Origin of the sequence: Listeria ivanovii subsp. ivanovii (assembly GCF_900187025.1) — a bacterium.
Classification (GTDB): domain Bacteria; phylum Bacillota; class Bacilli; order Lactobacillales; family Listeriaceae; genus Listeria; species Listeria ivanovii.
The window spans coordinates 1,868,493-1,894,584 of the sequence record NZ_LT906478.1 but is presented as its reverse complement, the minus strand read 5'-3'; the positions used below and the strand labels follow the sequence as shown (position 1 = coordinate 1,894,584).

Genomic DNA, 26,092 nt, shown 5'->3' with positions numbered 1-26,092 from the left:
GTGCGTTTAAATGCATGCAGAATTTAGAACAGATAGAGGTAGGATCAGAAATCATAATGAAGATAACGGTGGCGTTTTTGAAAACAAAGATGGTCAGTCGATAGTAATTGTAGCAGACGGAATGGGCGGTCACCGAGCAGGCGATGTAGCGAGCGAAATGGCTGTACGTTTACTTAGTGATGCATGGAAAGAAACAACTGCCCTTCTAACTGCTGAAGAGATTGAAGCTTGGTTACGGCAGACTATTCAAGAAGTGAATAAACAAATTGTTCATTATGCAGAAAGCGAAATGGATTTGAATGGTATGGGGACAACCCTTGTTACAGCAATAATGGCACAGTCCCAAGTAGTTATCGCCAATGTTGGTGACAGTCGTGGCTACTTGCTCCAAAATAATACGATGCGTCAACTCACCGAAGATCATTCGCTTGTGCATGAACTACTTAGAACCGGCGAAATCAGCAAAGAAGATGCCATGAATCACCCGCGGAAAAACATTCTTTTACGTGCGCTTGGTGTGGAAGGTAAAGTAGAAGTAGATACTTTCGTCGTTCCATTTCAAACAAGTGATACTTTATTACTTTGTTCAGATGGTTTAACGAATATGGTTCCTGAAGCTGAAATGGAAGAAATTTTGAAAAGTAAACGAACTCTTTCTGAAAAAGCAGATGTATTTATTACAAAAGCCAATTCTTATGGAGGAGAAGATAATATTACTGTATTGTTAGTGGAACGAAATCTTACTCAGAAAGGGAGGAACGCTTCATGATGATTGGTAAACGTCTAAATGATCGATATAAAATCTTACATGCTATAGGCGGCGGTGGAATGGCCAATGTTTATCTTGCTCATGATATTATCCTAGACCGTGACGTTGCTGTAAAGATTTTACGCATTGATTTAGCAGATGAAAGTAATCTTATACGCCGTTTTCAACGAGAAGCGCAATCTGCAACAAGTTTAGTTCATCCTAATATAGTCAGTGTCTATGATGTTGGTGAAGAAAATGACTTGCACTATATCGTTATGGAGCATGTCGATGGAATGGACTTAAAACAATACATCCACGAAAACCACCCAATTAGCTACGAAAAAGCAGTCGATATTATGCTGCAAATCGTTTCCGCAGTAGCTGTTGCGCATCAACACCATATTATTCACCGCGATTTGAAACCGCAAAATATCTTAATTGACCATGATGGTGTCGTGAAGATTACTGATTTTGGGATTGCGATGGCGCTTTCTGAAACCTCTATTACCCAAACGAATTCTCTTCTTGGCTCTGTCCACTACTTATCACCAGAACAAGCTCGTGGCGGGATGGCAACGCAAAAATCAGATATTTATTCACTTGGAATCGTTTTATACGAATTACTTACAGGAAAAGTACCGTTTGACGGAGAATCAGCTGTGTCCATTGCGATTAAGCATTTACAAGCAGATATTCCTTCCGCAAGAACACAAAATCCAGAAATCCCTCAAAGCCTAGAAAATATTATCATTAAAGCAACCGCAAAAGATCCTTTTCTGCGTTACCAAAATGCAGAAGAAATGGAAAAAGACTTACAAACTTGCTTAAATAAAGATCGTCTTAATGAGCCAAAATACGTTTTCAAAGCAGATGATGGCGATACAAAAACCATCCCAATCATTGCAACAAAAGAAGCAATGCAAAATTTGGATAATACCATTGTCCCTGAAGGAAAAGTGGCCGCAGAAGAAGTAACGGAAGAAGATAAAAAAGGCAAGAAAAAGAAAAAAATGAGTAAGAAAAAGAAAATTGCTTGGATTGTTTTTTCAGTAATTATCGCCTTTACTATCGCTATCTTACTACTTTGGATGCTTGGTAAAGGTCCAGAAGAAATTGCTGTACCTGATGTTTCAGGGAAAACGGAAGACCAAGCCATTGCCCTACTTCAAAAAGATGGTTTTGTCATCGGGAAAACCGCTGAAAAAAATAGCGATGAAGTAGAAGAGGGAAAAGTGATTAATACAGATCCTGATGCTGGGGAGATGAAGGAAAAAGGAACCAAAGTAAACCTATTTGTAAGCATTGGCTCTAAAAAAATCACGATGGATGATTATACTGGTCGAAGTTATGATGACACAAAAGCATTACTAGAAGAACAAGGATTTAAAAATATTTCGTCCGAAGAGGCTTATAGTTCTGAAGTAGATAAAGGAATGATTATTAGCCAAACGCCCTCAGCAGGAACCAATGTCGTAGCGAAATCAACGGATGTAAAATTTGTCGTAAGTAAAGGTGTTGAGCCAATTACCTTGAAAGACCTTCGCGGATATACGAAAACAGCCGTAGAAGATTATGCGTCACCCCTAGGACTTAAAGTATCCAGCTCGGAAGAAAACTCTGATTCAGTTGAAAAAGGCCAAGTTATTTCACAGTCTCCTTCATCTGGAACTACGATGAATCCAGGCGATACGATTGAAATAGTTATCTCTGCCGGGCCGAAAGAAAAAGCAGTTAAAGAAGTAACAAAAACATTTAATATTTCCTATACACCTAGTGATGAAGAAAATCCAGAGCCACAACATATTCAAATCTATATTCAAGATAAGGATCATAGTATGACAAGTGCTTACCGTGAAATGAATATTAGCCAAAATACATCGGTAGAAGTCACTTTCCAAATAGAAGAAGGTACGAGCGGTGGCTATAAAATTATTAGTGATGATAAAGTAATCGACGAAGGTACGGTTCCATATCCAAACTAATAAAGAGAACGGAGGGAATGTGCTGGAAGGACAAATTATCAAAGCATTGAGCGGATTTTACTATGTTTTCTCAGAAGGAAAAGTATACCAATGTCGGGCACGAGGGAATTTTAGGAAGCGAAATATTTCACCGCTTGTAGGGGATGACGTCGAGTTCCAAATTGAAAATAAAACAGATGGTTACATTTTAGATGTGATGTCACGGGAAAATGCATTAGTTCGTCCTCCCGTGGCCAATATTGATGTGGCAATTTTAGTATTTTCTGCAGTTGAGCCGGATTTCTCGACCAATTTAGCAGATAGATTCCTCGTTGCTATCGAAAAAGAAGATATCCAACCCGTTATTTGCATCAGCAAAATGGATTTAGCAACCGAGGCAGAAAAAGAACAGATTGCCCTTTATAAAGAAGTTTATGAAACGATCGGCTATGAAGTTTTTGAAACCAATCAAGAACCAGATAAAGAAGCGATTAAAGACTATATTAGTGGGAAAACTGCCGTTATAGCTGGTCAATCAGGTGTTGGGAAATCCACCCTTTTAAACAGCTTAAATAGCGACCTAACTTTAAAGACGGCTGAAATCTCCACTTCGCTCGGTCGCGGGAAACATACAACCAGACATGTAGAGCTTATGCCAATTGGAGACGGATTTGTTGCCGATACACCTGGCTTTAGCTCGATTGAATGGGATGATTTGCAGCCAGAAACGTTACAATTTTGTTTTCCAGAAATAGAAGATAGACGAAGTGGTTGTAAATTCCGTGGTTGTATGCATGACAACGAACCTAACTGTGCCGTGAAAACAGCTGTAGAAGCAAATGAAATAGCAGATTTTCGTTACCAACACTATATCCAAATTTTACAAGAATTAAAAAACAGAAAGCCGAGGTATTAAAAATGGGAAAAATAGCTCCTTCGATTTTAAGTGCAGACTTTGCGAATCTTGCAAGAGATATAAAAGAAGTAGAAAATTGCGGCGCGGATTATATCCATGTTGATGTAATGGACGGTCATTTTGTTCCTAATATTACATTTGGTCCTGCTGTAGTAAAGGCGATTCGGCCAGAAACAAAACTACCACTCGATGTTCACTTAATGATTGAAAATCCGGATACGTATATTCCTGAATTTGCGAAAGCTGGCGCGGATTATATTACTGTTCATGTGGAGGCCTGTACTCACTTGCACCGAACACTACAACTGATTCGCACGTACGGAGTTAAAGCCGGAGCTGTTCTTAATCCAGCGACGCCAATTGATGTTTTACAACACGTTTTAAATGAACTAGATATGGTTTTATTTATGACGGTGAACCCAGGATTTGGAGGACAAAAATTCATTCCCGAAGTTCTAGAAAAAATTACTGCTTTCAAACAAATTATCGACGAAAAAGAGTTAGATATCGAAATAGAAGTAGATGGTGGAGTAGACCATGAAACAGCCAAACTTTGCCGGGATGCAGGAGCGAATGTCTTTGTAGCTGGAAGTTATATTTATGGGAATAAAAATCGTCAAAGTCCGATTGATAAATTACGTGCTGTTGTAGGAGAATAAACGGGGAGGCTGGGACTAAACAAATGTTCCAGCCTTATTTGTCATAAAAGAAGGGGGATTAGATATGAAGATTATAAATGTCATGGTTGGTGGACCTGCGTCAGAGCTACCTGATTTAGAACCATATACAAATCGCGAAATCGACTGGATTGGTGTGGACCGTGGTGCGAAACGTTTATTAGATAGAGGAATCACGCCAACCATAGCAATGGGGGATTTTGATTCCCTTACTAAAGAAGAATTAGCCAATTTAAAAACGAAAGTAACGCACGTTCTTGAGTTTCCAGCCGAAAAAGATGAAACAGATACCGAAATTGGTTTAAGTTGGGCAATGGAACAAAATCCAGATAAAATACGTATCTTTGGGGCAACTGGTGGTCGGTTAGATCATTTACTAGCTAACTTGATGATGCTCACTAAACCACGCTTTCAAGCCGCCGTACCTGTTGTAGAAATGATTGACCGCTATAACTATATTAAAATGTACAGACCAGGAAGCTACACGATTGAAAAATTACCAGATAAAAAATATGTCGCCTTCACAACGATGCAAGATGTTACCGGACTTACATTAAATGGTTTTGTTTACCCACTTGAAAATGCTACTTACCCGGTAGGCTCTGCACTTTCTAGTAATGAATTCGTGGACCAAACAGGAGAGTTTTCGTTTACTAGTGGAATGATCTTACTGACTCAAAGTAATGATTAATATAGATTCAGGCGCTCATTGTATTATACCCCTAAAGTTAGATCAAATGCCGACCAGAGAAATCTGGTTGGTATTTTTAGCAAAAGAAAAAATGCACCGACATAATTGTCGCTGCACTTGATTTCTCCTTCAATTAAACGCGTTCCACTTTACCAGATTTCAGCGCACGAGCAGATACCCAAACTTTTTTAGGTTTGCCGTTAACCAGAATCCGTACTTTTTGCAAGTTAGCTTTCCAAGTACGTTTGCTGGAGTTCATTGCGTGGGAACGTTTGTTACCGGAACGTGATTTGCGGCCTGTAATAACACATTCTTTAGCCATAGTTTACCCCTCCTTACAGAGCTCTTCGGATAATTTATTTAAAATAACCTATCCATTTGTTTTTCATACACTAGAATAATTTATCATAAACCACTACACTTTGCAAGAGGATAAGCGAAAATAGTGCAAAGAATTTTTACTTGACAGCATAAAATTAGATTTAATCAAGCAAATTTGTGATATGCTTTCCAAAGGGCTGTGATTATAGTAAAATAGGTAGGGACAACTTATTAAGCAAATAAAATCATATTAAAAATAATCGAATGAGAATATAATCCGCTGGGAGGAATAATAAATGGCAATTGAAATCGACACAAAGCTTGGCAAAATTGATATTACTAGTGATGTTATTGCGACGATTGCTGGTGGTGCTGCAGAAGAAAACTTCGGTATCGTTGGTATGGCAAGTAGACATCAAATTCGTGATGGTTTAACAGATATTCTTAGAAGAGAAAATTATACAAAAGGTGTTATCGTAAGACAAGAAGAAGAAGGTATTCATATCGACATGTATATCATTGTTAGTTTTGGAACGAAAATTTCCGAAGTAGCACACAATGTGCAAGAACGCGTGAAATACACTTTAGAAAAAACACTCGGTATTACAGTGGAATCAGTGAATATTTATGTTCAAGGTGTCCGAGTAATCAAGGAATCTTAAGGAGGATTATGTAAGTGAGTATATATCAGTTAGACTCAGAGAAATTTGCAGCAATGATAGCGCTTGGAGCAGAGAATTTAGCGAAGAATGCTGATTTTGTTGATTCATTAAACGTCTTCCCGGTTCCAGATGGTGACACGGGAACAAATATGAACTTATCCATGACTAGTGGCGCAGAAGAAGTCGCCAAAAATGACAAAGAAACGATTAGTGCCGTCGGAGCAAATCTGGCAAAAGGCTTGCTGATGGGCGCACGAGGAAATTCTGGCGTTATTTTATCACAACTTTTCCGAGGATTTTCGAAAGCAATTGAAAATAAAGAAACATTAAATGCAGAAGAATTTGCCGGAGCTTTCGTAAAAGGGGTGGAAACAGCCTATAAAGCAGTGATGAAGCCGGTCGAAGGAACGATTCTTACTGTTGCTCGTGAGGCCGCTAAAGCAGGTGTACAAGCCGCTAGCGAACATCAAGAAATCGAATTAGTAATGGAAGCAATTTTGAAGCAGGGGAAAGTGGCATTAGAAAAAACACCAGATTTACTTCCTGTTTTAAAAGAAGTTGGTGTGGTTGATAGTGGTGGACAAGGCCTTATCATTATTTATGAAGGCTTTTATGGCGTGTTAACTGGCAAAATGGCAGAAGCCCCTGATTATATGGCTTCCATGGGTGAGTTAATCAATGCAGAACATCACCGCCATGTGCAAGATTTTATGTCAACCGAAGATATTCATTTTGGTTATTGTACTGAAATTATCGTCAAAATTAACGAAAACAAACCCGGTTTAAAACCTTTTGATGAAGAACAATTTCGCCAAGATTTAAGCGAACTAGGTGATTCCTTACTTGTTGCAGCGGATGAGGAAGTCGTAAAAGTCCATGTCCATGTGGAACATCCCGGCGAAGTTCTGAATTACGGGCAACAATATGGTAGTTTGCTTAAAATGAAAGTAGAAAATATGCGCGAACAACATAGCGAAATTGTTAGTGATGAAAAAGAAGTCGCAAAAGACAAAGCACCTTACGGGATTGTTACCGTTTCTGCTGGCGATGGTATGAAGAAACTTTTTGAAAGCATGGGCGTATCCGTTGTGCTTTCCGGTGGACAAACAATGAATCCAAGTACAGAAGATATTGTTAAAGCGATTGAATCAGCAAATGCTGAGCAAGTTTTCGTACTTCCAAATAATAAAAATATCCAAATGGCAGCTGAACAAGCGGCCCAACTTTTAGGCGAAGATAAAGTACAAATCATCCCTACTAAAACGATTCCACAAGGATTGACTGCTGTGCTAGCATTTCAACCAGAGCAAGATTTTCAGGCAAATGCAGCAGCAATGAAAGCAGCAATAGAAGAAGTTGCTAGCGGACAAGTCACAACTGCAGTTCGGGATACAACAGTGGAAGGTATCGAAATCAAAAAAGACAGCTTTATCGGTATGGTAGAAGGCAAAATCAAAGTAAGCTGTGAAACTTTGGAAGAAGCATCATACGAAACATTAGAAAAACTACTAGATGATGATAGCGAAATTGTGACTATTATCTTTGGTGAAGAGTCGGATTTAACTGCTACAGAAAAATTAGCGGACAAAATAACAGAAGCGTATCCCGATATAGAAGTAGAAATTCATGAAGGAAACCAACCAGTTTACCCATATATTTTCGCAGTGGAGTAACCAAAGATATTAAATGAATAGAAGAAAGGATGATCAGAAGTGAAATTTAATAGCGTGTTTGACATTATTGGTCCAGTGATGATTGGCCCATCAAGTTCACATACTGCAGGAGCTAGCAGAATTGGCGCGATTGCACGAGCTGTTTTTAATGAACAACCATCCCAAGTAGATATTCATTTATATGGTTCTTTCGCTAAAACATATAAAGGGCACGGAACAGACGTAGCGCTCATTGGTGGATTGCTTGGTTTTGAACCAGATGATCCAAGGATGAAAGAATCACCAAAATTAGCAGAAGAATGGGGTATGCGCATTCAGTTTATTGAAGAAGTGGAAGAGCCGCCCCATCCGAATACCGTTAAGCTGGTATTAAAACATGGCATGCAGCAAATGACTTTAATCGGAGCATCGATTGGCGGAGGAAAAGTAGAAATTATTCGCTTAAATGAATTTGAACTAGAATTTACTGGAACTGCACCAGCTATTCTTATATTACATCAAGATAAATTTGGTGCGATTGCAGCGGTATCATCTGTTATTGCAGATCATAAAATTAATATCGGACAAATGAAAGTATCTCGTAAAATAAAAGGCGACGAAGCTTTAATGGTAATTGAAGTAGATCAGCAAGTGGAGCAAGCTTTAATTACGAAGCTTGCTGAATTGCCAGGGATTTATCAAGTAGCAAGTGTGATGATTTAATACAACTTTTGGATATCTCTAGTAAATCGGTGGCTTTCGCTCGATTTGTGTAAAGTCAAATGGACGTGGTAGAGCGTGCATTTGGCTTTATTTTGAGTTGGAAGTCAGGTAGTTTGTAAAGAAGTATTAGAAAGCGAGTGTGGATAATGTTTAGAACTGTAGCAGAACTAGTAGATATCGCCGAACGTGAGAATCTAACTATTGCTGAAATTATGATAAATCGTGAAATGACTATTTCAGGTTTACCGCGGGAAGAAATCATTGCTGCGATGGATCGGAATTTAGATATTATGGAAGAAGCTATTAAAGAAGGCGAGGCGGGTGTTACTTCAACTACTGGTTTAACTGGTGGAGATGCGGTCTTAATGCAAGACTATATCAAAAAAGGTAATTTTTTGTCTGGAGAAGTTTTACTTGACTCTGTTGCTAAAGCTATTGCGACTAATGAAGTGAATGCCTCTATGGGAGTAATTTGCGCAACACCAACTGCTGGAAGTGCTGGAGTCGTTCCAGGCGTGTTATTTTCTTTAAAAGACAGGTTGCAAATGACGCGTGACGATATGGTTAACTTTTTATTCACGGCGGGAGCTTTTGGCTATGTAGTTGCGAATAACGCCTTTATCAGTGGGGCAGCTGGTGGTTGCCAAGCAGAAATTGGTTCTGCAAGCGCAATGGCATCAGCCGCAATTGTAGCCGCAGCTGGAGGAACCCCAGAAGAATCTGCTCATGCAATGGCGATGACGATGAAAAATATGCTTGGCCTTGTTTGTGACCCGGTAGCTGGACTTGTCGAAGTACCATGTGTAAAACGAAATGCACTTGGCTCTTCCCAAGCGATTATTTCTGCTGATATGGCATTAGCAGGAATTAAAAGTCGCATTCCATGTGATGAAGTCATTGAAGCAATGCACCGTGTGGGATTACAAATGCCAAGCTCTCTAAGAGAAACGGCAGAAGGAGGATTGGCGGCTACACCGACTGGACGTGCGATTCAGCGGAAGATATTTGGCTTGTCGCCAGAAGATACAAGTGAGTGAACTTAAAAGAATTCCGACAACTGAAATCAAAGGTATTGGGGAAAAAACAGCTAAAACATTAAATGAATTAGGTTTATCAACTGTCCATGATTTGCTTTGGAACTTTCCATATCGCTATGAAGATTACCGGTTGCGGGATCTATCACTCGTAGCCCATGAAGAACGGATTACCATCCAAGGGGAAGTACTTACAGAGGCTACGGTTGCTTTTTATGGGAGGAAAAAATCCAAGCTTTCTTTTCGGGTATCTACAGAAGGGCAAGTCATCAAAGTTGATTTTTTTAATCAGCCCTATTTAAAAAGTAAAATCAATGTTGGCGAAACAGTCACGATTTCTGGTAAATGGGACAAAGGACGCGCTCAAATCACTGCCAGCAAAGTGAAAATAGGCGTCGTAGAAAATGAAGAAGAGTTAGAGGGCGTATATAGACTAAAAGGAACACTTCGGAATAAAACGATGCAAAAATATACCCGCGCAGCTTTTGATGCCTATAGCAGTTTCATCGAAGAAGTTATCCCCACTAATTTGCTAGAAAAATATCAGTTAATGGACCGGTTAGAAGCAGTTCGGGTGTTACATTTTCCTAAAAATAATGATGAACTAAAACAAGCACGTCGCCGAATGGTTTACGAAGAATTTTTGCTATTTCAATTAAAAATGCAATTTTTCCGGAAAATAGAACGTGAAAAATCAGGCGGAATTTCGATTAATTATGATGTGGAAGATTTACGTCAATACATTGATTCACTCCCATTTGCACTAACCAAAGCACAAAAACGAGTCGTAAATGAAATCTGCGGAGATATGTTATCCCATTTTCATATGAACCGCTTACTTCAAGGAGATGTGGGCTCGGGTAAAACGGTAGTTGCATCGATTGCGATGTATGCTGCGGCAAAAAGTGGCTTTCAAAGTGCGTTAATGGTACCAACCGAAATTTTGGCAGAACAGCATGCTAATTCCTTAGTAGAACTTTTACAGCCATTTGATGTGACGGTAGGATTACTCACAAGTAGCGTCAAAGGAAAGCGGCGAAGAGAGTTGCTAGCGATGCTTGAAAACGGTTCGGTGGATGTGTTGATTGGCACACACGCCTTAATACAAGATGAAGTGATTTACCACCGTCTAGGGCTAGTTATTACGGATGAGCAGCACCGGTTTGGTGTAGCACAGCGCCGGATTCTTCGAGAGAAAGGAGCGTATCCGGATGTGCTGTTTATGACCGCAACACCAATCCCGCGGACACTTGCGATTACTGCTTTTGGTGAAATGGATGTATCGATTATTGATGAACTTCCAGCCGGACGAAAAGAAATCGAAACCTACTGGGTTAAACATCAAATGCTAGAACGCGTCATCGGTTTTATGGAAAAAGAAATTGATAAAGGACATCAAGTGTATATCATCTGTCCACTAATTGAAGAATCCGAAAAACTCGATGTGCAAAATGCGATTGATGTTTTCAATATTCTCCAAAATAAATGGGGAACAAAATATCGACCAGGTTTAATGCATGGGAAATTGTTACCAGCAGACAAAGAACAAATTATGCGCGATTTTAATGATAAGAAAATTGATTGTTTAGTTTCGACGACCGTTGTGGAAGTTGGAGTGAATGTGCCAAATGCGACAATGATGGTTATTTATGATGCGGATCGTTTTGGTTTAGCACAGTTACATCAATTACGTGGCCGAGTTGGACGGGGAGCAGATCAATCATACTGTATCCTCATCGCAGATCCAAAAACAGAAGTCGGTAAAGAACGAATGATGATTATGTCTGAAACAAATGACGGTTTTGTTGTCAGTGAACGTGACTTAGAACTTCGTGGGCCGGGAGATTTCTTCGGCAGAAAACAAAGCGGTGTTCCTGAGTTTAAAGTAGCAGACATGGTCCATGATTACCGCGTACTCGAAATTGCTCGCCAAGACGCGGTCCACATGATTTTTGAAGAAAACATGTTAGAAAATAATCAATACGAAAAATTAGTGGCATTACTGGAAGTAGAAGGAGTCTTTACAGAGCAAAAACTAGATTAAACCGAAGTAATATCTTTTAAAAAGCTTGCAACTTTGCTTGTTTTTTAATAACATATTAAAGTACCAATAAAATACAAGGAAGTTCTGAAGGTTATCCGGCAGAGGTAACTTCCTTTTTTTAACCAGTATTTAGTAGCTGGTATTAGTACCTTTCACAATAAAAGAGATGAGGAAAGTGCATGAAAAAATATTCTAAGAAGGACAGACAACTAAAGCTTCAAGTTGCGATTGAAGAAAATCCATTCATCACGGATGAGCAACTTGCTGAAAAGTTTGGAGTCAGTGTGCAAACTATCCGTTTAGACAGAGTAGCACTTTCGATTCCTGAACTCAGGGAACGAATTAAACATGTTGCGAGTGTCAATTATGCCGATGCCGTAAAAAGCCTTCCCATCGATGAAGTGATTGGTGAAATTATTGATATCCAACTTAGCAAGAGCGCTATTTCTATTTTTGATGTGCGAAGTGAGCATGTCTTTAAGCGAAATAAAATTGCTCGGGGGCATCATTTGTTTGCCCAAGCTAATTCCTTAGCAACCGCAGTCATCCCAAATGAACTTGCTTTAACAACACAAGCTACAGTACGTTTTGTTCGTTCTGTAAATGAAGGAGAACGCATCATAGCAAAAGCAAAAGTACGTCCAGCAACAGATAACAGGCCTATTACAGTAGTAGATGTGACGAGCTATGTTGGAGATGAAGTAGTGCTTAAAGGTAAGTTTGAAATGTATCACGCAACGCAAAAATGAAAAAAAGGACTGACGTATAATGAAAATTGCTGTAGATGCGATGGGTGGAGATCACGCACCAAAGGAAATCGTTTTAGGTGTGATGAAAGCAGTTGCCCAATATAAAGATATCGAAATTCTCCTTTTCGGGGATGAAACAAAAATCAATGCGTTTTTAACTGATAAAACCCGTGTCAAAGTCATACATACCGATGAAAAAATCGAAAGCGATGATGAACCTGTTCGCGCGGTCAAACGAAAGAAAAAAGCTTCGATGGTTCTTGCTGCCCAAGCCGTGAAAGACGGAGAAGCTGACGCATGTATTTCAGCTGGTAATACAGGTGCACTAATGTCCACAGGTCTTTTCGTTATTGGCCGAATTAAAGGAATTGATCGTCCAGCACTCGCACCAACTTTACCGACTGTAACAGGTAAAGGTTTTGTTATGCTTGATTTAGGCGCCAATGCCGAAGCCAAACCAGAACATTTATTACAATTTGGGTTAATGGGTTCTGTTTACGCGGAAAAAGTTCGTAAAATCGACCGCCCTCGCGTGGCACTTTTGAATATCGGAACAGAAGAAACCAAAGGAAATGACTTAACGAAAAAATCCTTTGAACTAATGAAAAATCAGCAAGCATTCGAATTTATTGGTAATATTGAAGCACGTGATTTACTAATGGACGTAGCTGATGTGGTTGTAACAGACGGTTTTACAGGTAATATGGTACTTAAATCTATCGAAGGAACCGGAGCAGCTTTCCTAAGTATGCTAAAAATGAGTTTACTGAACGGCTTCAAAAATAAAGTAGCCGCTAGCTTCTTGAAAAAAGATTTAATGGAACTAAAAGCGAAAATGGATTATAGCGAGTACGGCGGCGCTTGTCTATTCGGTGTTCAAGCTCCAGTCGTCAAAGCACATGGTTCATCAAACGCAAATGGCATTTTCACCACGATTCGTCAAGTACGAGAAATGGTAGAAAAACAAGTTGTCGAAACGATTAAAGCAGAAGTAGATAAAGGAAAATTAGGAGGAACAGAAGCAGATGACTAAAATCGCATTCGTATTTCCCGGTCAAGGAGCACAAAAAATCGGCATGGGACAAGATGTAGCAGCAGAATATCCAGAAGCAAAAAAAGTATTTGATGATGCAGATGCAAGACTTGGCTTTTCGATTACAGAGGTAATTACAGAAGGACCAATCGAATTATTAACTAAATCAGAAAATGCGCAACCAGCATTAGTTTCTACTAGTGTAGCGATTTTACGTGCACTGGAAACTTATGGTGTGAAAGCTGATTTTGTTGCTGGGCATAGCCTTGGGGAATATAGCGCGCTTGTGGCGGGGGGCTTTTTAGATGCAAGCGATGCCATTTATCTCGTTCGTAAACGTGGTGAACTAATGGAAGCTGCTGTACCAAATGGCAAAGGTGCGATGGCGGCTGTTCTTGGCTTAGATCGTGATACATTGAAAGCAATCACGGATGAAGTAACTGCTGCTTTTGACGAGGTTCAACTAGCGAATCTTAATTGTCCCGGTCAAATTGTTATTTCTGGAACCACAGAAGGTGTTGAGAAAGCCGGTGAAAAAGCGAAAGAGCAGGGAGCTAAACGCGTTTTACCACTTGCTGTTAGCGGACCATTCCATTCGAGTTTAATGGAACCAGCTGCACAAAATTTCCGTGAAGTTTTGGCAGAAGTAGAAATTTCAGACGGCAAAATTCCAGTTGTGAACAATGTGGATGCTAAACAAACAACGGATAAAGCAGCAATTAGCGACAAACTAATTAAGCAAATTTATTCCCCAGTTTTATGGGAAGACACTGTAGAAGCGCTTATTAAAAACGGCGTAGATACTTTTATTGAAATTGGTTCTGGAAAAGTATTAGCCGGTTTAATAAAAAAAATCAACCGTGACGTGACAGTACTTTCAGCAGGTGATTTAGAGTCTGTAAAAAGTGTTGCCGCGACATTGAAAGGAGAATAATGGATGACTTTACAAGGAAAAGTAGCAGTAGTAACAGGTGGATCACGAGGAATTGGTCGTGATATTGCCATCAAATTAGCAAAGGAAGGCGCAAATATTTTCTTCAACTATAACGGTAGCCCAGATGCGGCGGAAGAAACCGCTAAATTAGTTGCCGAGCATGGCGTAGAAGTAGAAATAGTGAAAGCAAATGTTGCCATCTCAGAAGATGTAGATGCCTTTTTCAAACAAGCAATCGAGCGTTTTGGACGTATAGATATTTTAGTAAATAATGCAGGGGTTACTCGTGATAATTTATTAATGCGTATGAAAGAAGAGGAATGGGATGATGTGATTAATATCAACCTAAAAGGAACTTTCCTTTGTACAAAAGCAGTAACTCGTACAATGATGAAACAACGTGCAGGTAAAATTATCAATATGGCATCAGTGGTTGGATTAATTGGTAATGCTGGACAAGCTAATTATGTGGCAAGTAAAGCAGGTGTTATCGGCTTAACAAAAACAACTGCACGAGAATTAGCTCCACGTGGAATTAATGTAAATGCGATTGCACCAGGTTTTATTACCACTGAAATGACAGATAAGCTAGATGATAAAACAAAAGAAGCTATGCTTGCACAAATTCCACTTGGCGAATATGGTACAACCGAAGATATCGCGAATGCGGTTCTTTTCCTTGCAAGCGACGCAGCGAAGTATATTACTGGCCAAACACTATCCGTTGATGGCGGAATGGTCATGTAAATTAGGTTAATGAGTGCGAATGAACTTGACTCGCATTACTTTAAATATTTTTGTTTACGTAGGAGGAATAATCCTATATAATACTTGGAGGGAGGTGAAGTGAAAATGGCAGAAGTATTAGAAAAAGTTACAAAAATCATCGTAGACCGTCTAGGCGTCGAGGAATCCAAAGTAACTTTAGAAGCTTCCTTCAAAGACGATCTAGGTGCAGATTCTCTAGACGTTGTTGAATTAGTAATGGAACTTGAAGACGAGTTCGGAGTTGAAATCTCTGATGACGACGCTGCGAACATTAACTCAGTTGGTGATGCAGTGAAGTACATAGAGGAAAACGCATAAAACTTTATGTGACCGGATAAATGAGGGTGCCCGTGTTACTTATCTTCGCTGTGGTAACTTCCGCAAGTGGGATAAGTAGTGCTGGCAGCCTCTTTTTCAAGGTCGTACTATTCGTTGGTTCATTTTCTAAGCAGCTTTTTGCTAGCAGCTGTTTAGAAAATGAACTTGCTTATTAAAGAAAGGGGCAAGTGGAATGAATCAGTGGGAAGAATTACAGGAAAGTGTTGGTTTTTATTTTGAGGATGTGGAGTTATTAAAACAAGCATTCACGCACTCTTCCTATGTGAACGAACACCGCAGGGAGAATGTAAAAGATAACGAACGTCTTGAGTTTCTTGGAGATGCAGTACTAGAGCTTACTGTCTCTGATTACTTGTTTAACAAATACCCAGATATGGCAGAGGGACACATGACAAAAATGCGTGCAGCAATTGTTTGTGAGCCATCTTTAGTCGAATTTGCTGAAGTAGTTCATTTCTCCAAATATGTTCGACTAGGTAAAGGGGAAGAAAAAGCTGGCGGAAGAACAAGACCAGCGCTTCTTGCTGATGTATTTGAATCATTTATTGGCGCACTTTATTTAGATAATGGGATTGCCAAAGTAGTAACATTTCTAGAAAGAATTATTTTCCCGAAAATTGATGCGGGAGCTTATTTGGAAACGGTCGATTACAAAACACAACTACAAGAAATCGTCCAACGCGACCGCGATGTATTAATTGAATATGATATCCTCGGAGAAACAGGTCCGGCGCATAATAAAGCTTTTGATGCCCAAGTCATTGTTAATGGACAAGTACTCGGCAAAGGGAGCGGCAGAACGAAAAAACAAGCAGAACAAAGTGCGGCACAATTTGCAATAAACCAACTGACACACAGACAATAAACTAAATGGAGGTGTCCGGACATGTTATTAAAACGATTAGAAATGAATGGCTTTAAATCCTTTGCAGACAAAGTTGCGATAGATTTCGTGCCCGGCATGACTGCAGTTGTAGGGCCAAATGGTAGTGGGAAAAGTAATATTACCGAAGCAATTCGTTGGGTACTAGGCGAACAATCCGCTAAATCTTTACGTGGTGGACGAATGGGCGATGTTATTTTTGCTGGGAGTGATACCCGGAAACCAATTAATTTTGCGGAAGTATCGTTAATCCTTGAAAACGAAGACCATTTTTTACCGCTCGATTATAGTGAGGTTGCTGTTACTCGAAGAATTTATCGTAATGGTGATAGTGAATTTTTAATAAATAAAGAAAATTGTCGATTAAAAGATATTGTCGATTTATTTATGGATTCCGGACTTGGAAGAGAATCTTTTTCAATCATTTCACAAGGGAAAATTGACGAGATTCTAAATAGTAAACCAGAAGAACGGCGCTCGATTTTTGAAGAAGCAGCGGGTGTCTTAAAATATAAACACCGTAAAAAACAAGCAGAAAACAAATTATTTGAAACCGAAGAAAATCTCAACCGCGTTCAAGATATTTTGTATGAGTTAGAAGGGCAATTAGAACCGCTAGAAATGCAGGCTTCGATTGCTAAAGATTACTTATTCCAACAAGAAGAATTAGAAAAATACGAAGTAACGTTACTAGCAACAGAAATTAAATCACTAACGGAAAAATTAACTAATGCACGTAAAGAATTTGGTGAAAATCAAACTATTTTAATCAAACTACGCGAAGAACTGCATAGCGAAGAAGTAATCATCGCTGAGGAGAAACAAGCACTAAATGAAACGGATATCATGCTTGATGCTTTACAAGAACGGCTTCTAGTCGAAACAGAAAAACTAGAGCAACTAGAAGGTGAGCGGAACCTTCATTTAGAACGTAAAAAACATAGCAGTGAAAATGAACAAGTTTTTGCTGAAACGCTGGCTGTTATTACGGAAAAAATTACTGCACTCGAAGAACAAAAAGAAATACTAAGCAATACGAAACGCGAAAAAGAAACAGCATTAGAAATCGCCCTTAAAGCAAAAAAAGAAATAGAAGAAACACTCGCAAAATATGATGATCTATCCGAAGAAGCTATCGAGAATCGGAAAAGTGATTATATTGAATTGCGTCATACCCAAACAACGATTAATAATGATCTAGGTTATATCGAGCGCCAAATTGCTCAAATCACAGGACGAATTGATAAACTCGATCTCGAAAACAGTCAGCATGTTGATGAAAGAAAAGATATGCTCGCCCAAATCGAAACAACGAAAAAACATTTAGATAAAATCCAAGCCGAACTAACGGAACAAATGGAAATTTACCGAGAAGTGCAGCAAACGTTAGCAAAACAAGAAGCTATTTTTGAGGCGCAAGAACGAGGTCTTTATAAACACTATGAGACTGTACAGCAAATGAAATCACGAAAAGAAACTTTGGAAGAGCTAGCAGATGATTATGCCGGATTTTTCCAAGGTGTTCGGGAAGTACTAAAAGCGAAAAAAGAAATCCCAGGTATTCTTGGTGCGCTTGTGGAGCTGGTAGAAATTCCAGCAAAATATCAGCAAGCAATGGAAACAGCACTCGGAGCAAGTGCACAAAATGTCGTTGTGGAAGATGACAAGGTGGCACGTGAAGCGATTAGTTTTTTAAAGAAAACGAGGAGCGGACGCGCAACCTTTTTGCCACTTTCGACGATTCAACCCAGAGAAATTCCGGCAGCTACCAAAAATGCTTTACTTAACCAACCAGCTTATATTGCCCTTGCTAGTGAAGTGATTTCTTTTGATGAAAAAGTATCGCCAGTCATTTTAAATGCACTTGGAACAACCATTTTGGCAAAAGATCTAAAAGGCGCGAATACACTAGCCAGATTAGTAAATTTTAGATACCGAATTGTTACTTTAGAAGGGGATGTTGTCAATGCCGGTGGTTCAATGACTGGTGGCGCGACAAAAGGCGGAAAATCATCTATCCTTACAAGAAAACATGAACTTGGTCAACTAGCTGAAAAAATTGCCGAATTAAATGAATCAACAAGAGAACTCGAAACAGCTGTTCAAGTTGCTAAGGATAGCATGGCGAAAAAACGTGAAGAACTTGAAGAAACACGCGTTATTGGTGAAAATTTACGATTACAAGAAAAAGAACTGCTTGGAAAACTTGACCGTGAGAACGAGAATCTAGAACGTTTTAACAAGCAATTACAATTATATGACATGGAAAAAGAGGACGGCAGCGACGAACTAAACAAATTGCTCGCTCGAAAAGAAGCACTACTCATTGAACAAATCGAAATAGCGAAGAAAATTACGGCAACTGATGAAGAGATCCAAGCAATGACTTCTTCCAGTAAAGCGCTTGAAAGCAAGCGTTCAGCGGATTTAGAAAGTCTATCCTCCTTAAAAGCACAAATTGCTGCAAAACGGGAACAATTACAATCCTCTATCGAAGCAGTCGAACGTGTCACAACAACGCTACATGAAAATTACGAACAAAAAGAAGCGGCAGAACAAAAACTCGCTTCCTTAAAAAATAATCTTTCAAATGTTCATACAAGCGAAGAAACAGTTGGAAAATCAATAGAAGAACTACGCAAAGAAAAAGCAGAAACCAATGAAAAATTAACAACTGCAAGACAAACACGCGTAGAACTTCAAGAGAAAATGGAATTATTAGAAGCAGAGCTAACACAAAAAAATAATCAAATCAGCTTTTACTTGGAACAAAAAAATAATGTCGAAATTAGTATCGGGCGCTTAGAAGTAGATATTACCAATCGAATAGATCGTCTGCAAGAAGCTTATTTACTCACTCCAGAACAAGCGGAAGAGAAAATCTTGCCGGATGTAGATACCGAAAAAGCGCGCTCCAAAGTTCGCTTACTTAAACGTTCGATTGATGAGCTTGGTATTGTTAACATCGGTGCAATTGAAGAATTTGATCGTATTCAAGAGCGTTTCGATTTCCTCAATGGCCAACAAGAAGATTTACTTGCTGCCAAAGAAACTTTATTTAAAGTGATGGACGAAATGGATGAGGAAATGAAAATCCGTTTCAGCGAGAGCTTTGACGCTATTAAAACAGAATTCGCAATTGTTTTCCCTGAACTATTTGGCGGAGGAAGCGCAGAACTAGTTTTACTTGATCCAGAAAATCTTTTAACAACCGGGATTGATATTGTTGTTCAACCCCCAGGGAAAAAATTACAAAACCTATCGCTCCGTTCTGGTGGAGAGCGAGCCCTTACTGCTATTGCCTTATTATTCGCGATTATTCGTGTTCGTCCAGTACCGTTTTGTATTCTGGATGAAGTGGAAGCTGCTTTAGACGAAGCCAATGTTACGCGCTTTAGTCGTTATTTAAAACAATTTGAAGCGGATACGCAGTTTATTGTGATCACTCACCGTAAGGGAACGATGGAAGAAGCGGATGTATTATATGGGGTTACGATGCAAGAGTCTGGTGTTTCCAAGTTAGTTTCTGTTCGTTTAGAAGAAACTGCCGAGCTAATTAAATAAAAGGAGTAGAAAAAATGACCTTTTTTAAAAAATTAAAAGATAAAATAACCCAGCAAACCGATTCTGTTTCTGGAAAATTTAAAGATGGCTTATCGAAAACTCGTGGAAATTTCTCTGGGAAAATCAATGAAATGATTGCTCGTTATCGTAAAGTGGACGAAGATTTCTTTGAAGAATTAGAAGAAATTTTAATTGGAGCAGATGTTGGCTTTGAAACCGTAATGGAGCTTGTAGAAACTTTGCGCCGGGAAGTACAACTGAGAAATATTAGCGATCCAAAAGATGTCCAAGAAGTCATTGTCGAAAAACTAGTTGATATTTATCAAGGGGATGAAGAGGAAGAAGAAACGCTTCATATCGAAAAAGATGGTTTGACTGTCATTTTATTCGTCGGTGTAAATGGTGTTGGGAAAACAACCTCGATTGGAAAAATGGCACATAAGTTTAAACAAGAAGGAAAAAAAGTAATGCTTGCGGCTGGAGATACTTTCCGTGCGGGGGCAATCGAGCAACTTGAAGTTTGGGGCGAACGCACTGGCGTGGATGTCATCAAACAAGCAGAAGGAAGCGACCCGGCAGCAGTAATGTTTGATGCTGTTCAAGCAGCCAAAGCAAGAAAAGCCGATATATTACTTTGCGATACAGCTGGTCGCTTGCAAAACAAAGTCAACTTAATGAACGAACTTGAAAAAGTAAAACGCGTGATCACTCGTGAAATTCCAAATGCTCCACATGAAGTCTTGCTTGTTCTTGATGCAACAACTGGGCAAAATGCCTTTGTTCAAGCAAAACAATTTAAAGAAACCACCGATGTTACTGGTATTATCTTAACAAAACTTGATGGGACGGCAAAAGGTGGTATCGTGATCGCTATCCGGAATGAACTTCATATACCAGTGAAATTTGTCGGTCTAGGGGAACAAATGGATGATCTGCAAGCCTTTGATGCAAATGAATATGTTTATGGCTTATTTGCTGATATGGTTGATAACGAAAAATAAGCAACAAAAGCCGAATGATCTTTGTCATTCTGGCTTTTTTCTTTTTTGTTTAACCTTCCTTGACATTCCCGTGATTTCCCCGTATCCTTTAAAAGGAGAGAGGTGAAATGCCTTGTTTGAGAAGACAAACCGAATGAATTTATTATTTGATTTTTATCAAGAATTACTAACAGCAAAGCAAAAAGCGTATGTTTCTTTTTATTACTTGGACGATTACTCACTCGGTGAAATTGCCGAAGAATTTGAAGTGAGCAGACAAGCCATTTATGATAATATTAAAAGAACCGAAGAAAGCTTAGAGAAATACGAAGAAAAATTAGGAATGTTAAAAAAATATCAACAACGTGAAAAGCTTTTCGGAGAGTTAGAAGCACAATTAAAAAAGAAGAATTATCTGGACGAGCAAGTAAACAAAACGCTTGAACAGCTTAAAAATATCGATTAGGAGGCCAGAATCATGGCATTTGAAGGACTAGCTGGAAGACTCCAAGAAACAATGAACAAAATTCGCGGCAAAGGAAAAGTAAACGAAGCCGATGTAAAAGAAATGATGCGTGAAGTACGCCTCGCTTTACTAGAAGCCGATGTTAACTTTAAAGTCGTGAAACAATTTATCAAAACCGTTAGTGAAAGAGCAGTTGGCGTTGATGTAATGAAGAGTTTAACACCAGGTCAACAAGTCATTAAAATCGTTCAAGAAGAACTAACTAACCTTATGGGCGGAGAGGAAAGCAAAATTGGTACAGCTGATCGTCCACCAACTGTTATTATGATGGTCGGTTTGCAAGGAGCTGGTAAAACAACCACTTCCGGCAAACTAGCCAATTTATTACGCAAAAAATATAATCGTAAACCACTACTTGTTGCGGCAGATATTTATCGTCCAGCAGCAATTAAACAATTAGAAACACTCGGTAAACAATTAGATATGCCTGTATTTTCTTTAGGCGATCAAGTAAGTCCAGTAGAAATTGCCAAACAAGCAATTGAAAAAGCAAAAGAAGATCATTTAGATTACGTCATCATTGATACTGCCGGACGTTTGCATATTGATGAAACACTAATGGATGAACTAAAACAAGTCAAAGAAATCGCAAGTCCAACCGAAATCTTACTCGTAGTCGATTCGATGACTGGTCAAGATGCTGTTAATGTGGCTGAAAGTTTTAATGAACAATTAGAAATCACTGGTGTCGTTTTAACTAAGCTAGACGGCGATACTCGTGGTGGGGCAGCACTTTCAATTCGTTCCGTAACCGGTAAACCAATCAAATTTATCGCAACGGGAGAAAAAATGGAAGCTCTCGAAACTTTCCATCCAGACCGTATGGCATCTAGAATTCTCGGCATGGGAGATGTGCTTTCTCTTATCGAAAAAGCGCAAACCGATGTAGATACAGAGAAAATGAAAGCCATGGAACAAAAAATGAAAGATAACAGCATGACGCTGGATGACTTTTTAGAACAATTACAACAAGTAAAACAAATGGGACCGCTTGACGAACTGCTTAAAATGATGCCAGGCGCTGGAAAAATGAAAGGCCTCGATAACATGCAAGTAGATGATAAACAACTTGGTCACATCGAAGCAATTATCAAGTCAATGACCAAAAATGAAAAAGATAATCCAGATATTATTAATGCTAGTAGAAGAAAGCGAATTGCTCGAGGAAGTGGTCGTCCAATTCAAGAAATCAACCGCCTCTTAAAACAATTTACAGAAATGAAAAAAATGATGAAACAAATGACTGGCGGCGGCAAAGGTAAAAAGGGTAAAAATCCATTCGGTAATTTCAAAATGCCGTTTTAATAAAAAATCCATCATCCCATTCGGATGGTGGATTTTTTTGACGTGCTTAACCAATCAGATAACAATTCAACGTCATTTCTTTACATATCCTTCACTTAATCGATAAATCTTGTTGCTATAATGAAACTTGAGTTAACCAAAAGGAGGAGATAAAATGAAAAATTGGGTAAAAGTAACAGGCCCAGGTATCTTAACCGCAACATTATTACTTGGAGGATGCGGGAATCAGTCAGAAGAAAGAGCAGAAGCTAATGCCGAAACAACAAAATCACTTCAACCTGGGAGTCAAATAAAACTAGAAGGAGCAGTTAATGTTCGGGATCTGGGTGGCTATAAAACAACGGATGGCTTAATAATCAAACCACATAAACTGATCCGTAGTGCGGAACTTGTCACATTGAGTGATTCGGATAAAAAGAAACTCGTGAATACATATAATCTTTCACATATTGTTGATTTTAGAACCAATTCGGAAGTAGAGGCGAAACCTGATCCAACAATGACAAACGTTGACTACACACATGATTCGGTAATGAAAGATAATGGGACTTCCACAAGTACACAAGATTTAACTGCAAGTCTAGCCACAATGGATAACCCAGAAACTTTTTTGATTGAAGCAAATAAAAGTTTTATAACAGACGATACTTCTATTCAAGCATATAAAGATTTTTTCAACGTCTTGTTAAGTAATCAAGATGGTTCTGTTCTTTGGCACTGTACAGCAGGAAAAGATCGTGCCGGTTTTGGAACTGCCCTTGTTTTATCTGCCCTTGGAGTAGAAAAGGAAACGGTTATTGATGATTATATGTTGTCGAATAAATACCGTGCTGCTGAAAATAAAAAAGCAATCGCAGCAGTTGCAGCAAAAACGGACAATCAAAAAGTTGTTGATGGGATGACCGCGGTAATGGAGGTACGTGAATCTTATATAAACGCCGCTTTTGATGAAATTGATTCTAAATATGGATCTATGGATAATTTTTTTAAAGATAAGCTAGAATTAACCGAAGTAAAACAAGAACAGCTGAAAAAAATGTATCTATATTAAAAGTAGAGTAAAAAGAGTAGCCTGGAAAATAGGTTGCTCTTTTTTGCGTTCAAATATAATCATAAAAGAAGAACCATTCTAAAAACATTTGTATACAATTGAAAGACAATTCGTGTAAAGTGATGCTATATAGGTTTTAATACCTATTAATAAACAGTCCTAAAGTTTATAAACAAGCTATAAATACGCATATTTGTGTAACTTTTTGACTAATTGGATTGAATTAAAGTATTTTTTTCTCCTAGTACTTTTTACTTTAATTTTTAAGAATATACTATATAGTAAAGTTAACAAACTGGTTATTACGACGAATGACAGGTTCGAACTATCAATAAAAGAAGGGGGGGATCTCTTACTAAAATGTTGATTGAATCTGATATTGGATAAAGGGCTACGGGATAATGAACAGTTAGCTTAGTCACAAAACACAATTTAATACCTTTATTCTGTTTTCAGTTATTTTTCAAAATCATGGAAGATTGATTTTTAAGGGGGAAAAATGATGAAAAAACAGCGTGTAGATTACAAAAAGAGATTAGACCAGAAACGAGCGCAAAAAGCAAAACTAATTGCTGCACTAATTACGACTACTACGATGATGGTAGCTCCGGTCACTGTGAATTATGATTCTTTTAATCATCAATTTGCGCTTAGTGGTATTCAAGCAGATGCAGCAACCATTGATTTGCTTGGTAATTCTAGTTTGAATACCCAATATGCCAATGGGAAATTAGTCATAACACTTTCTGGGAACCAATTAGTAAGTGCTAGCGCAGTATCTACTTATTATCCTTATTTTGATTTGCCTAGTGAATTGTCTTCTATTCTAAGTAATCCAAATATAAGAGCAAATACAAAAATTGATTATAAAATTGCTTACTTAGGAATCGGGAATATCGGATTATTCAATCAAGGAACTGTAAATGGTAGTAATAGTAATTTCTTTATCGATCCTAGTAGAAATGCAGTTGGAGCGAGAGTAAATCATTTGCTTGGCATAGGTGTTAGTAGTATTTCAACATTCACTTTAACAATTGATTTACTGGCGCTTGGGGTTACGGCTCTTCCAAGTGCAGATGATGGAAAACTGGATTTTGCTGCAAGAACTGGTGATGGACTTTTAGATGTGGATTTATTGAATAGTAATGCGGCTAAGGGATCTATTGTGACGGAAGTTGGGGATGCCGACGCCGATGCGGGCGCTGATGCCGACGCTGATGCGGATGCTGATGCGGATGCTGATGCGGATGCTGATGCGGATGCGGACGCTGATGCGGATGCGGACGCTGATGCGGATGCGGATGCTGATGCGGACGCCGACGCCGATGCCGACGCGGATGCGGACGCTGATGCGGATGCCGATGCGGACGCGGATGCGGATGCGGATGCCGACGCGGATGCGGATGCGGATGCGGACGCTGATGCGGATGCGGATGCCGATGCGGATGCGGATGCGGATGCGGATGCGGACGCTGATGCGGACGCTGATGCGGATGCGGACGCTGATGCGGATGCGGACGCGGATGCGGATGCGGACGCTGATGCGGATGCCGACACTGATGCGGATGCCGACACTGATGCGGATGCGGACGCTGATGCGGATGCGGACGCTGATGCGGATGCCGACGCTGATGCGGATGCCGATGCTGATGCGGATGCCGACGCTGATGCGGATGCCGATGCTGATGCGGATGCGGATGCCGACGCTGATGCGGATACCGATGCGGATGCGGACGCCGATGCTGATGCGGATGCGGATGCGGATGCGGATGCGGACTCCGATGCTGATGCGGATGCCGACGCTGATGCTGACGTGGACATTGACTGGAGAGATTTCCTTGTTGACAGACCAATTGTCAACCCAATTTACGAAGGAACTAAAACAATTTCTGGGACATCCATTTATAAAAATCAAAATATGAATGCTCTTTTGAAATCCTTGCAATCAGATGCTCCGGCTGGAACTGTATTCTATATTAATTTGACCCTTCCAGATGGAACAGTCATTGGAAATGTATTAATTCATGCGGACGGAACATACACAATAAATATTCCTGATTATAATTTGAAAGCTGGAGAGGTAATTGATCTTCAAGTAACCGCCAAATACGGTGACGAAGTAAAATCTAGTGATAAAGTTTCTGTAACAGTGCTACCTCTAGCAGATTCTGATGCCGATGCGGATGCTGATACGGATGCCGATTCTGACGCGGATGCTGACGCCGACGCCGATGCAGATTCCGATTCTGACGGAGGAACAATTTCTACTGGTTCAACTGGTAATGGTGGAACTACTGGAGGAATTAGCAGTGGAACTGGGTCGCCAACAGCTAGTATGAGTTATGACGGATCAGGAGCAATGCTTTCGTCTGGATATAGCTCGGATGGAATGTCGAGTCTTTCTACCAGTGATCTTCCTTCCACAGGAGATACGAATAGTAGTCTTCCATGGGTTGGGCTAGGTCTCTTCGGGGTAGCTGGAGCGTTTTTATTACGTCTTTTCCGTAAATAGAGCCACAAAACATCGA

The 26,092-nt window shown here is 39.5% G+C and carries 23 protein-coding genes and 1 pseudogene; 23 read left to right on the top strand and 1 reads right to left on the bottom strand.

Features of this window, described 5'->3' with window-relative positions; translation table 11 throughout:
* Positions 1-10: 10 nt before the first annotated feature.
* The 5 genes from CKV67_RS09360 to CKV67_RS09340 all read left to right on the top strand — a co-directional run bounded on the left by CKV67_RS09360 (position 11) and on the right by CKV67_RS09340 (position 4,996).
* Entirely contained in the window at positions 11-769 is a 759-nt protein-coding gene (locus CKV67_RS09360; protein WP_014093165.1) for a Stp1/IreP family PP2C-type Ser/Thr phosphatase, read from the top strand.
* Complete coding sequence (gene pknB, locus CKV67_RS09355; protein WP_014093164.1) at positions 766-2,733, top strand: Stk1 family PASTA domain-containing Ser/Thr kinase; 1,968 nt, start codon at positions 766-768, stop codon at positions 2,731-2,733. Before CKV67_RS09360 ends, pknB begins: the two co-directional genes overlap by 4 nt.
* A gap of 19 nt (positions 2,734-2,752) precedes the next feature.
* Positions 2,753-3,628, top strand: a complete 876-nt coding sequence (rsgA, locus tag CKV67_RS09350; protein ID WP_014093163.1) for a ribosome small subunit-dependent GTPase A — start codon at positions 2,753-2,755, stop codon at positions 3,626-3,628.
* Positions 3,629-3,630: 2 nt separating this feature from the next.
* The gene (rpe, locus tag CKV67_RS09345; RefSeq protein WP_014093162.1) at positions 3,631-4,287 is read left to right on the top strand and encodes a ribulose-phosphate 3-epimerase; all 657 of its coding nucleotides are present in this window, start codon (positions 3,631-3,633) and stop codon (positions 4,285-4,287) included.
* A gap of 64 nt (positions 4,288-4,351) precedes the next feature.
* Positions 4,352-4,996 (top strand): thiamine diphosphokinase, encoded by a 645-nt coding sequence (locus CKV67_RS09340; protein WP_014093161.1) that lies wholly within the window; start codon positions 4,352-4,354, stop codon positions 4,994-4,996.
* A 133-nt stretch (positions 4,997-5,129) separates the two neighbouring features.
* On the opposite strand, the gene rpmB is transcribed toward CKV67_RS09340, so the two are convergent.
* Positions 5,130-5,318 carry a 50S ribosomal protein L28 gene (gene rpmB / locus CKV67_RS09335; RefSeq protein ID WP_003720131.1) on the bottom strand — a complete coding sequence of 63 codons (189 nt, stop codon included), beginning with the start codon at positions 5,316-5,318 and terminating at the stop codon, positions 5,130-5,132.
* A gap of 295 nt (positions 5,319-5,613) precedes the next feature.
* On the opposite strand from rpmB, the gene CKV67_RS09330 reads away from it, so the two are divergent.
* The 18 genes and pseudogenes from CKV67_RS09330 (at position 5,614) to CKV67_RS14995 (ending at position 26,076) form a co-directional block, all read left to right on the top strand.
* Positions 5,614-5,979, top strand: coding sequence for an Asp23/Gls24 family envelope stress response protein (locus tag CKV67_RS09330; protein WP_003720130.1), 366 nt, complete (start codon positions 5,614-5,616; stop codon positions 5,977-5,979).
* A gap of 14 nt (positions 5,980-5,993) precedes the next feature.
* Positions 5,994-7,652, top strand: a complete 1,659-nt coding sequence (locus tag CKV67_RS09325; protein ID WP_014093160.1) for a DAK2 domain-containing protein — start codon at positions 5,994-5,996, stop codon at positions 7,650-7,652.
* Between the two features lie 39 nt (positions 7,653-7,691).
* Positions 7,692-8,354, top strand: coding sequence for an L-serine ammonia-lyase, iron-sulfur-dependent subunit beta (sdaAB, locus tag CKV67_RS09320; protein ID WP_003720128.1), 663 nt, complete (start codon positions 7,692-7,694; stop codon positions 8,352-8,354).
* Between the two features lie 146 nt (positions 8,355-8,500).
* Complete coding sequence (gene sdaAA, locus CKV67_RS09315; RefSeq protein ID WP_014093159.1) at positions 8,501-9,391, top strand: L-serine ammonia-lyase, iron-sulfur-dependent, subunit alpha; 891 nt, start codon at positions 8,501-8,503, stop codon at positions 9,389-9,391.
* Complete coding sequence (recG, locus tag CKV67_RS09310; protein WP_014093158.1) at positions 9,384-11,432, top strand: ATP-dependent DNA helicase RecG; 2,049 nt, start codon at positions 9,384-9,386, stop codon at positions 11,430-11,432. The genes sdaAA and recG overlap by 8 nt, the downstream gene beginning before the upstream one ends.
* Before the next feature lie 179 nt (positions 11,433-11,611).
* Positions 11,612-12,181 carry a transcription factor FapR gene (gene fapR / locus CKV67_RS09305; RefSeq protein ID WP_003720125.1) on the top strand — a complete coding sequence of 190 codons (570 nt, stop codon included), beginning with the start codon at positions 11,612-11,614 and terminating at the stop codon, positions 12,179-12,181.
* A 19-nt stretch (positions 12,182-12,200) separates the two neighbouring features.
* Positions 12,201-13,214 (top strand): phosphate acyltransferase PlsX, encoded by a 1,014-nt coding sequence (gene plsX, locus CKV67_RS09300; RefSeq protein ID WP_014093157.1) that lies wholly within the window; start codon positions 12,201-12,203, stop codon positions 13,212-13,214.
* On the top strand, positions 13,207-14,148 hold the full coding sequence (fabD, locus tag CKV67_RS09295) for an ACP S-malonyltransferase (RefSeq protein WP_014093156.1): 942 nt from the start codon (positions 13,207-13,209) through the stop codon (positions 14,146-14,148). The genes plsX and fabD overlap by 8 nt, the downstream gene beginning before the upstream one ends.
* Positions 14,149-14,151: 3 nt before the next feature.
* Positions 14,152-14,895 (top strand): 3-oxoacyl-[acyl-carrier-protein] reductase, encoded by a 744-nt coding sequence (gene fabG / locus CKV67_RS09290; RefSeq protein ID WP_014093155.1) that lies wholly within the window; start codon positions 14,152-14,154, stop codon positions 14,893-14,895.
* 105 nt (positions 14,896-15,000) lie between these two features.
* Entirely contained in the window at positions 15,001-15,234 is a 234-nt protein-coding gene (locus tag CKV67_RS09285) for an acyl carrier protein (RefSeq protein WP_012985953.1), read from the top strand.
* A 193-nt stretch (positions 15,235-15,427) separates the two neighbouring features.
* The gene (gene rnc / locus CKV67_RS09280) at positions 15,428-16,120 is read left to right on the top strand and encodes a ribonuclease III (RefSeq protein WP_014093154.1); all 693 of its coding nucleotides are present in this window, start codon (positions 15,428-15,430) and stop codon (positions 16,118-16,120) included.
* A 21-nt stretch (positions 16,121-16,141) separates the two neighbouring features.
* On the top strand, positions 16,142-19,702 hold the full coding sequence (smc, locus tag CKV67_RS09275) for a chromosome segregation protein SMC (RefSeq protein WP_025280001.1): 3,561 nt from the start codon (positions 16,142-16,144) through the stop codon (positions 19,700-19,702).
* Between the two features lie 14 nt (positions 19,703-19,716).
* Complete coding sequence (ftsY, locus tag CKV67_RS09270) at positions 19,717-20,703, top strand: signal recognition particle-docking protein FtsY (RefSeq protein WP_014093152.1); 987 nt, start codon at positions 19,717-19,719, stop codon at positions 20,701-20,703.
* Between the two features lie 112 nt (positions 20,704-20,815).
* Positions 20,816-21,148, top strand: coding sequence for a putative DNA-binding protein (locus tag CKV67_RS09265; protein WP_014093151.1), 333 nt, complete (start codon positions 20,816-20,818; stop codon positions 21,146-21,148).
* A gap of 12 nt (positions 21,149-21,160) precedes the next feature.
* Positions 21,161-22,513, top strand: coding sequence for a signal recognition particle protein (ffh, locus tag CKV67_RS09260; protein ID WP_014093150.1), 1,353 nt, complete (start codon positions 21,161-21,163; stop codon positions 22,511-22,513).
* Between the two features lie 154 nt (positions 22,514-22,667).
* On the top strand, positions 22,668-23,564 hold the full coding sequence (gene lipA, locus CKV67_RS09255; RefSeq protein ID WP_025280000.1) for a tyrosine/lipid phosphatase LipA: 897 nt from the start codon (positions 22,668-22,670) through the stop codon (positions 23,562-23,564).
* A gap of 502 nt (positions 23,565-24,066) precedes the next feature.
* A pseudogene (locus CKV67_RS15000) lies at positions 24,067-25,254 on the top strand (Lmo1799 family Asp-Ala repeat surface protein); the annotation flags it as partial.
* A gap of 228 nt (positions 25,255-25,482) precedes the next feature.
* Positions 25,483-26,076 carry an LPXTG cell wall anchor domain-containing protein gene (locus tag CKV67_RS14995; RefSeq protein WP_373636854.1) on the top strand — a complete coding sequence of 198 codons (594 nt, stop codon included), beginning with the start codon at positions 25,483-25,485 and terminating at the stop codon, positions 26,074-26,076.
* The last annotated feature ends 16 nt before the right edge of the window (positions 26,077-26,092 follow it).

Bases quoted from the DNA above. Each gene is read 5' to 3' on its own strand.
- smc (WP_025280001.1), top strand. From the start codon at position 16,142: ATGTTATTAAAACGATTAGAAATGAATGGCTTTAAATCCTTTGCAGAC.
- pknB (WP_014093164.1), top strand. From the start codon at position 766: ATGATGATTGGTAAACGTCTAAATGATCGATATAAAATCTTACATGCT.
- CKV67_RS09360 (WP_014093165.1), top strand. From the start codon at position 11: ATGCATGCAGAATTTAGAACAGATAGAGGTAGGATCAGAAATCATAAT.
- ffh (WP_014093150.1), top strand. From the start codon at position 21,161: ATGGCATTTGAAGGACTAGCTGGAAGACTCCAAGAAACAATGAACAAA.
- lipA (WP_025280000.1), top strand. From the start codon at position 22,668: ATGAAAAATTGGGTAAAAGTAACAGGCCCAGGTATCTTAACCGCAACA.
- rpmB (WP_003720131.1), bottom strand. From the start codon at position 5,318: ATGGCTAAAGAATGTGTTATTACAGGCCGCAAATCACGTTCCGGTAAC.
- CKV67_RS14995 (WP_373636854.1), top strand. From the start codon at position 25,483: ATGAATGCTCTTTTGAAATCCTTGCAATCAGATGCTCCGGCTGGAACT.
- fabD (WP_014093156.1), top strand. From the start codon at position 13,207: ATGACTAAAATCGCATTCGTATTTCCCGGTCAAGGAGCACAAAAAATC.
- plsX (WP_014093157.1), top strand. From the start codon at position 12,201: ATGAAAATTGCTGTAGATGCGATGGGTGGAGATCACGCACCAAAGGAA.
- fabG (WP_014093155.1), top strand. From the start codon at position 14,152: ATGACTTTACAAGGAAAAGTAGCAGTAGTAACAGGTGGATCACGAGGA.
- CKV67_RS09340 (WP_014093161.1), top strand. From the start codon at position 4,352: ATGAAGATTATAAATGTCATGGTTGGTGGACCTGCGTCAGAGCTACCT.
- rnc (WP_014093154.1), top strand. From the start codon at position 15,428: ATGAATCAGTGGGAAGAATTACAGGAAAGTGTTGGTTTTTATTTTGAG.
- rpe (WP_014093162.1), top strand. From the start codon at position 3,631: ATGGGAAAAATAGCTCCTTCGATTTTAAGTGCAGACTTTGCGAATCTT.
- fapR (WP_003720125.1), top strand. From the start codon at position 11,612: ATGAAAAAATATTCTAAGAAGGACAGACAACTAAAGCTTCAAGTTGCG.
- sdaAA (WP_014093159.1), top strand. From the start codon at position 8,501: ATGTTTAGAACTGTAGCAGAACTAGTAGATATCGCCGAACGTGAGAAT.
- ftsY (WP_014093152.1), top strand. From the start codon at position 19,717: ATGACCTTTTTTAAAAAATTAAAAGATAAAATAACCCAGCAAACCGAT.
- CKV67_RS09285 (WP_012985953.1), top strand. From the start codon at position 15,001: ATGGCAGAAGTATTAGAAAAAGTTACAAAAATCATCGTAGACCGTCTA.
- CKV67_RS09330 (WP_003720130.1), top strand. From the start codon at position 5,614: ATGGCAATTGAAATCGACACAAAGCTTGGCAAAATTGATATTACTAGT.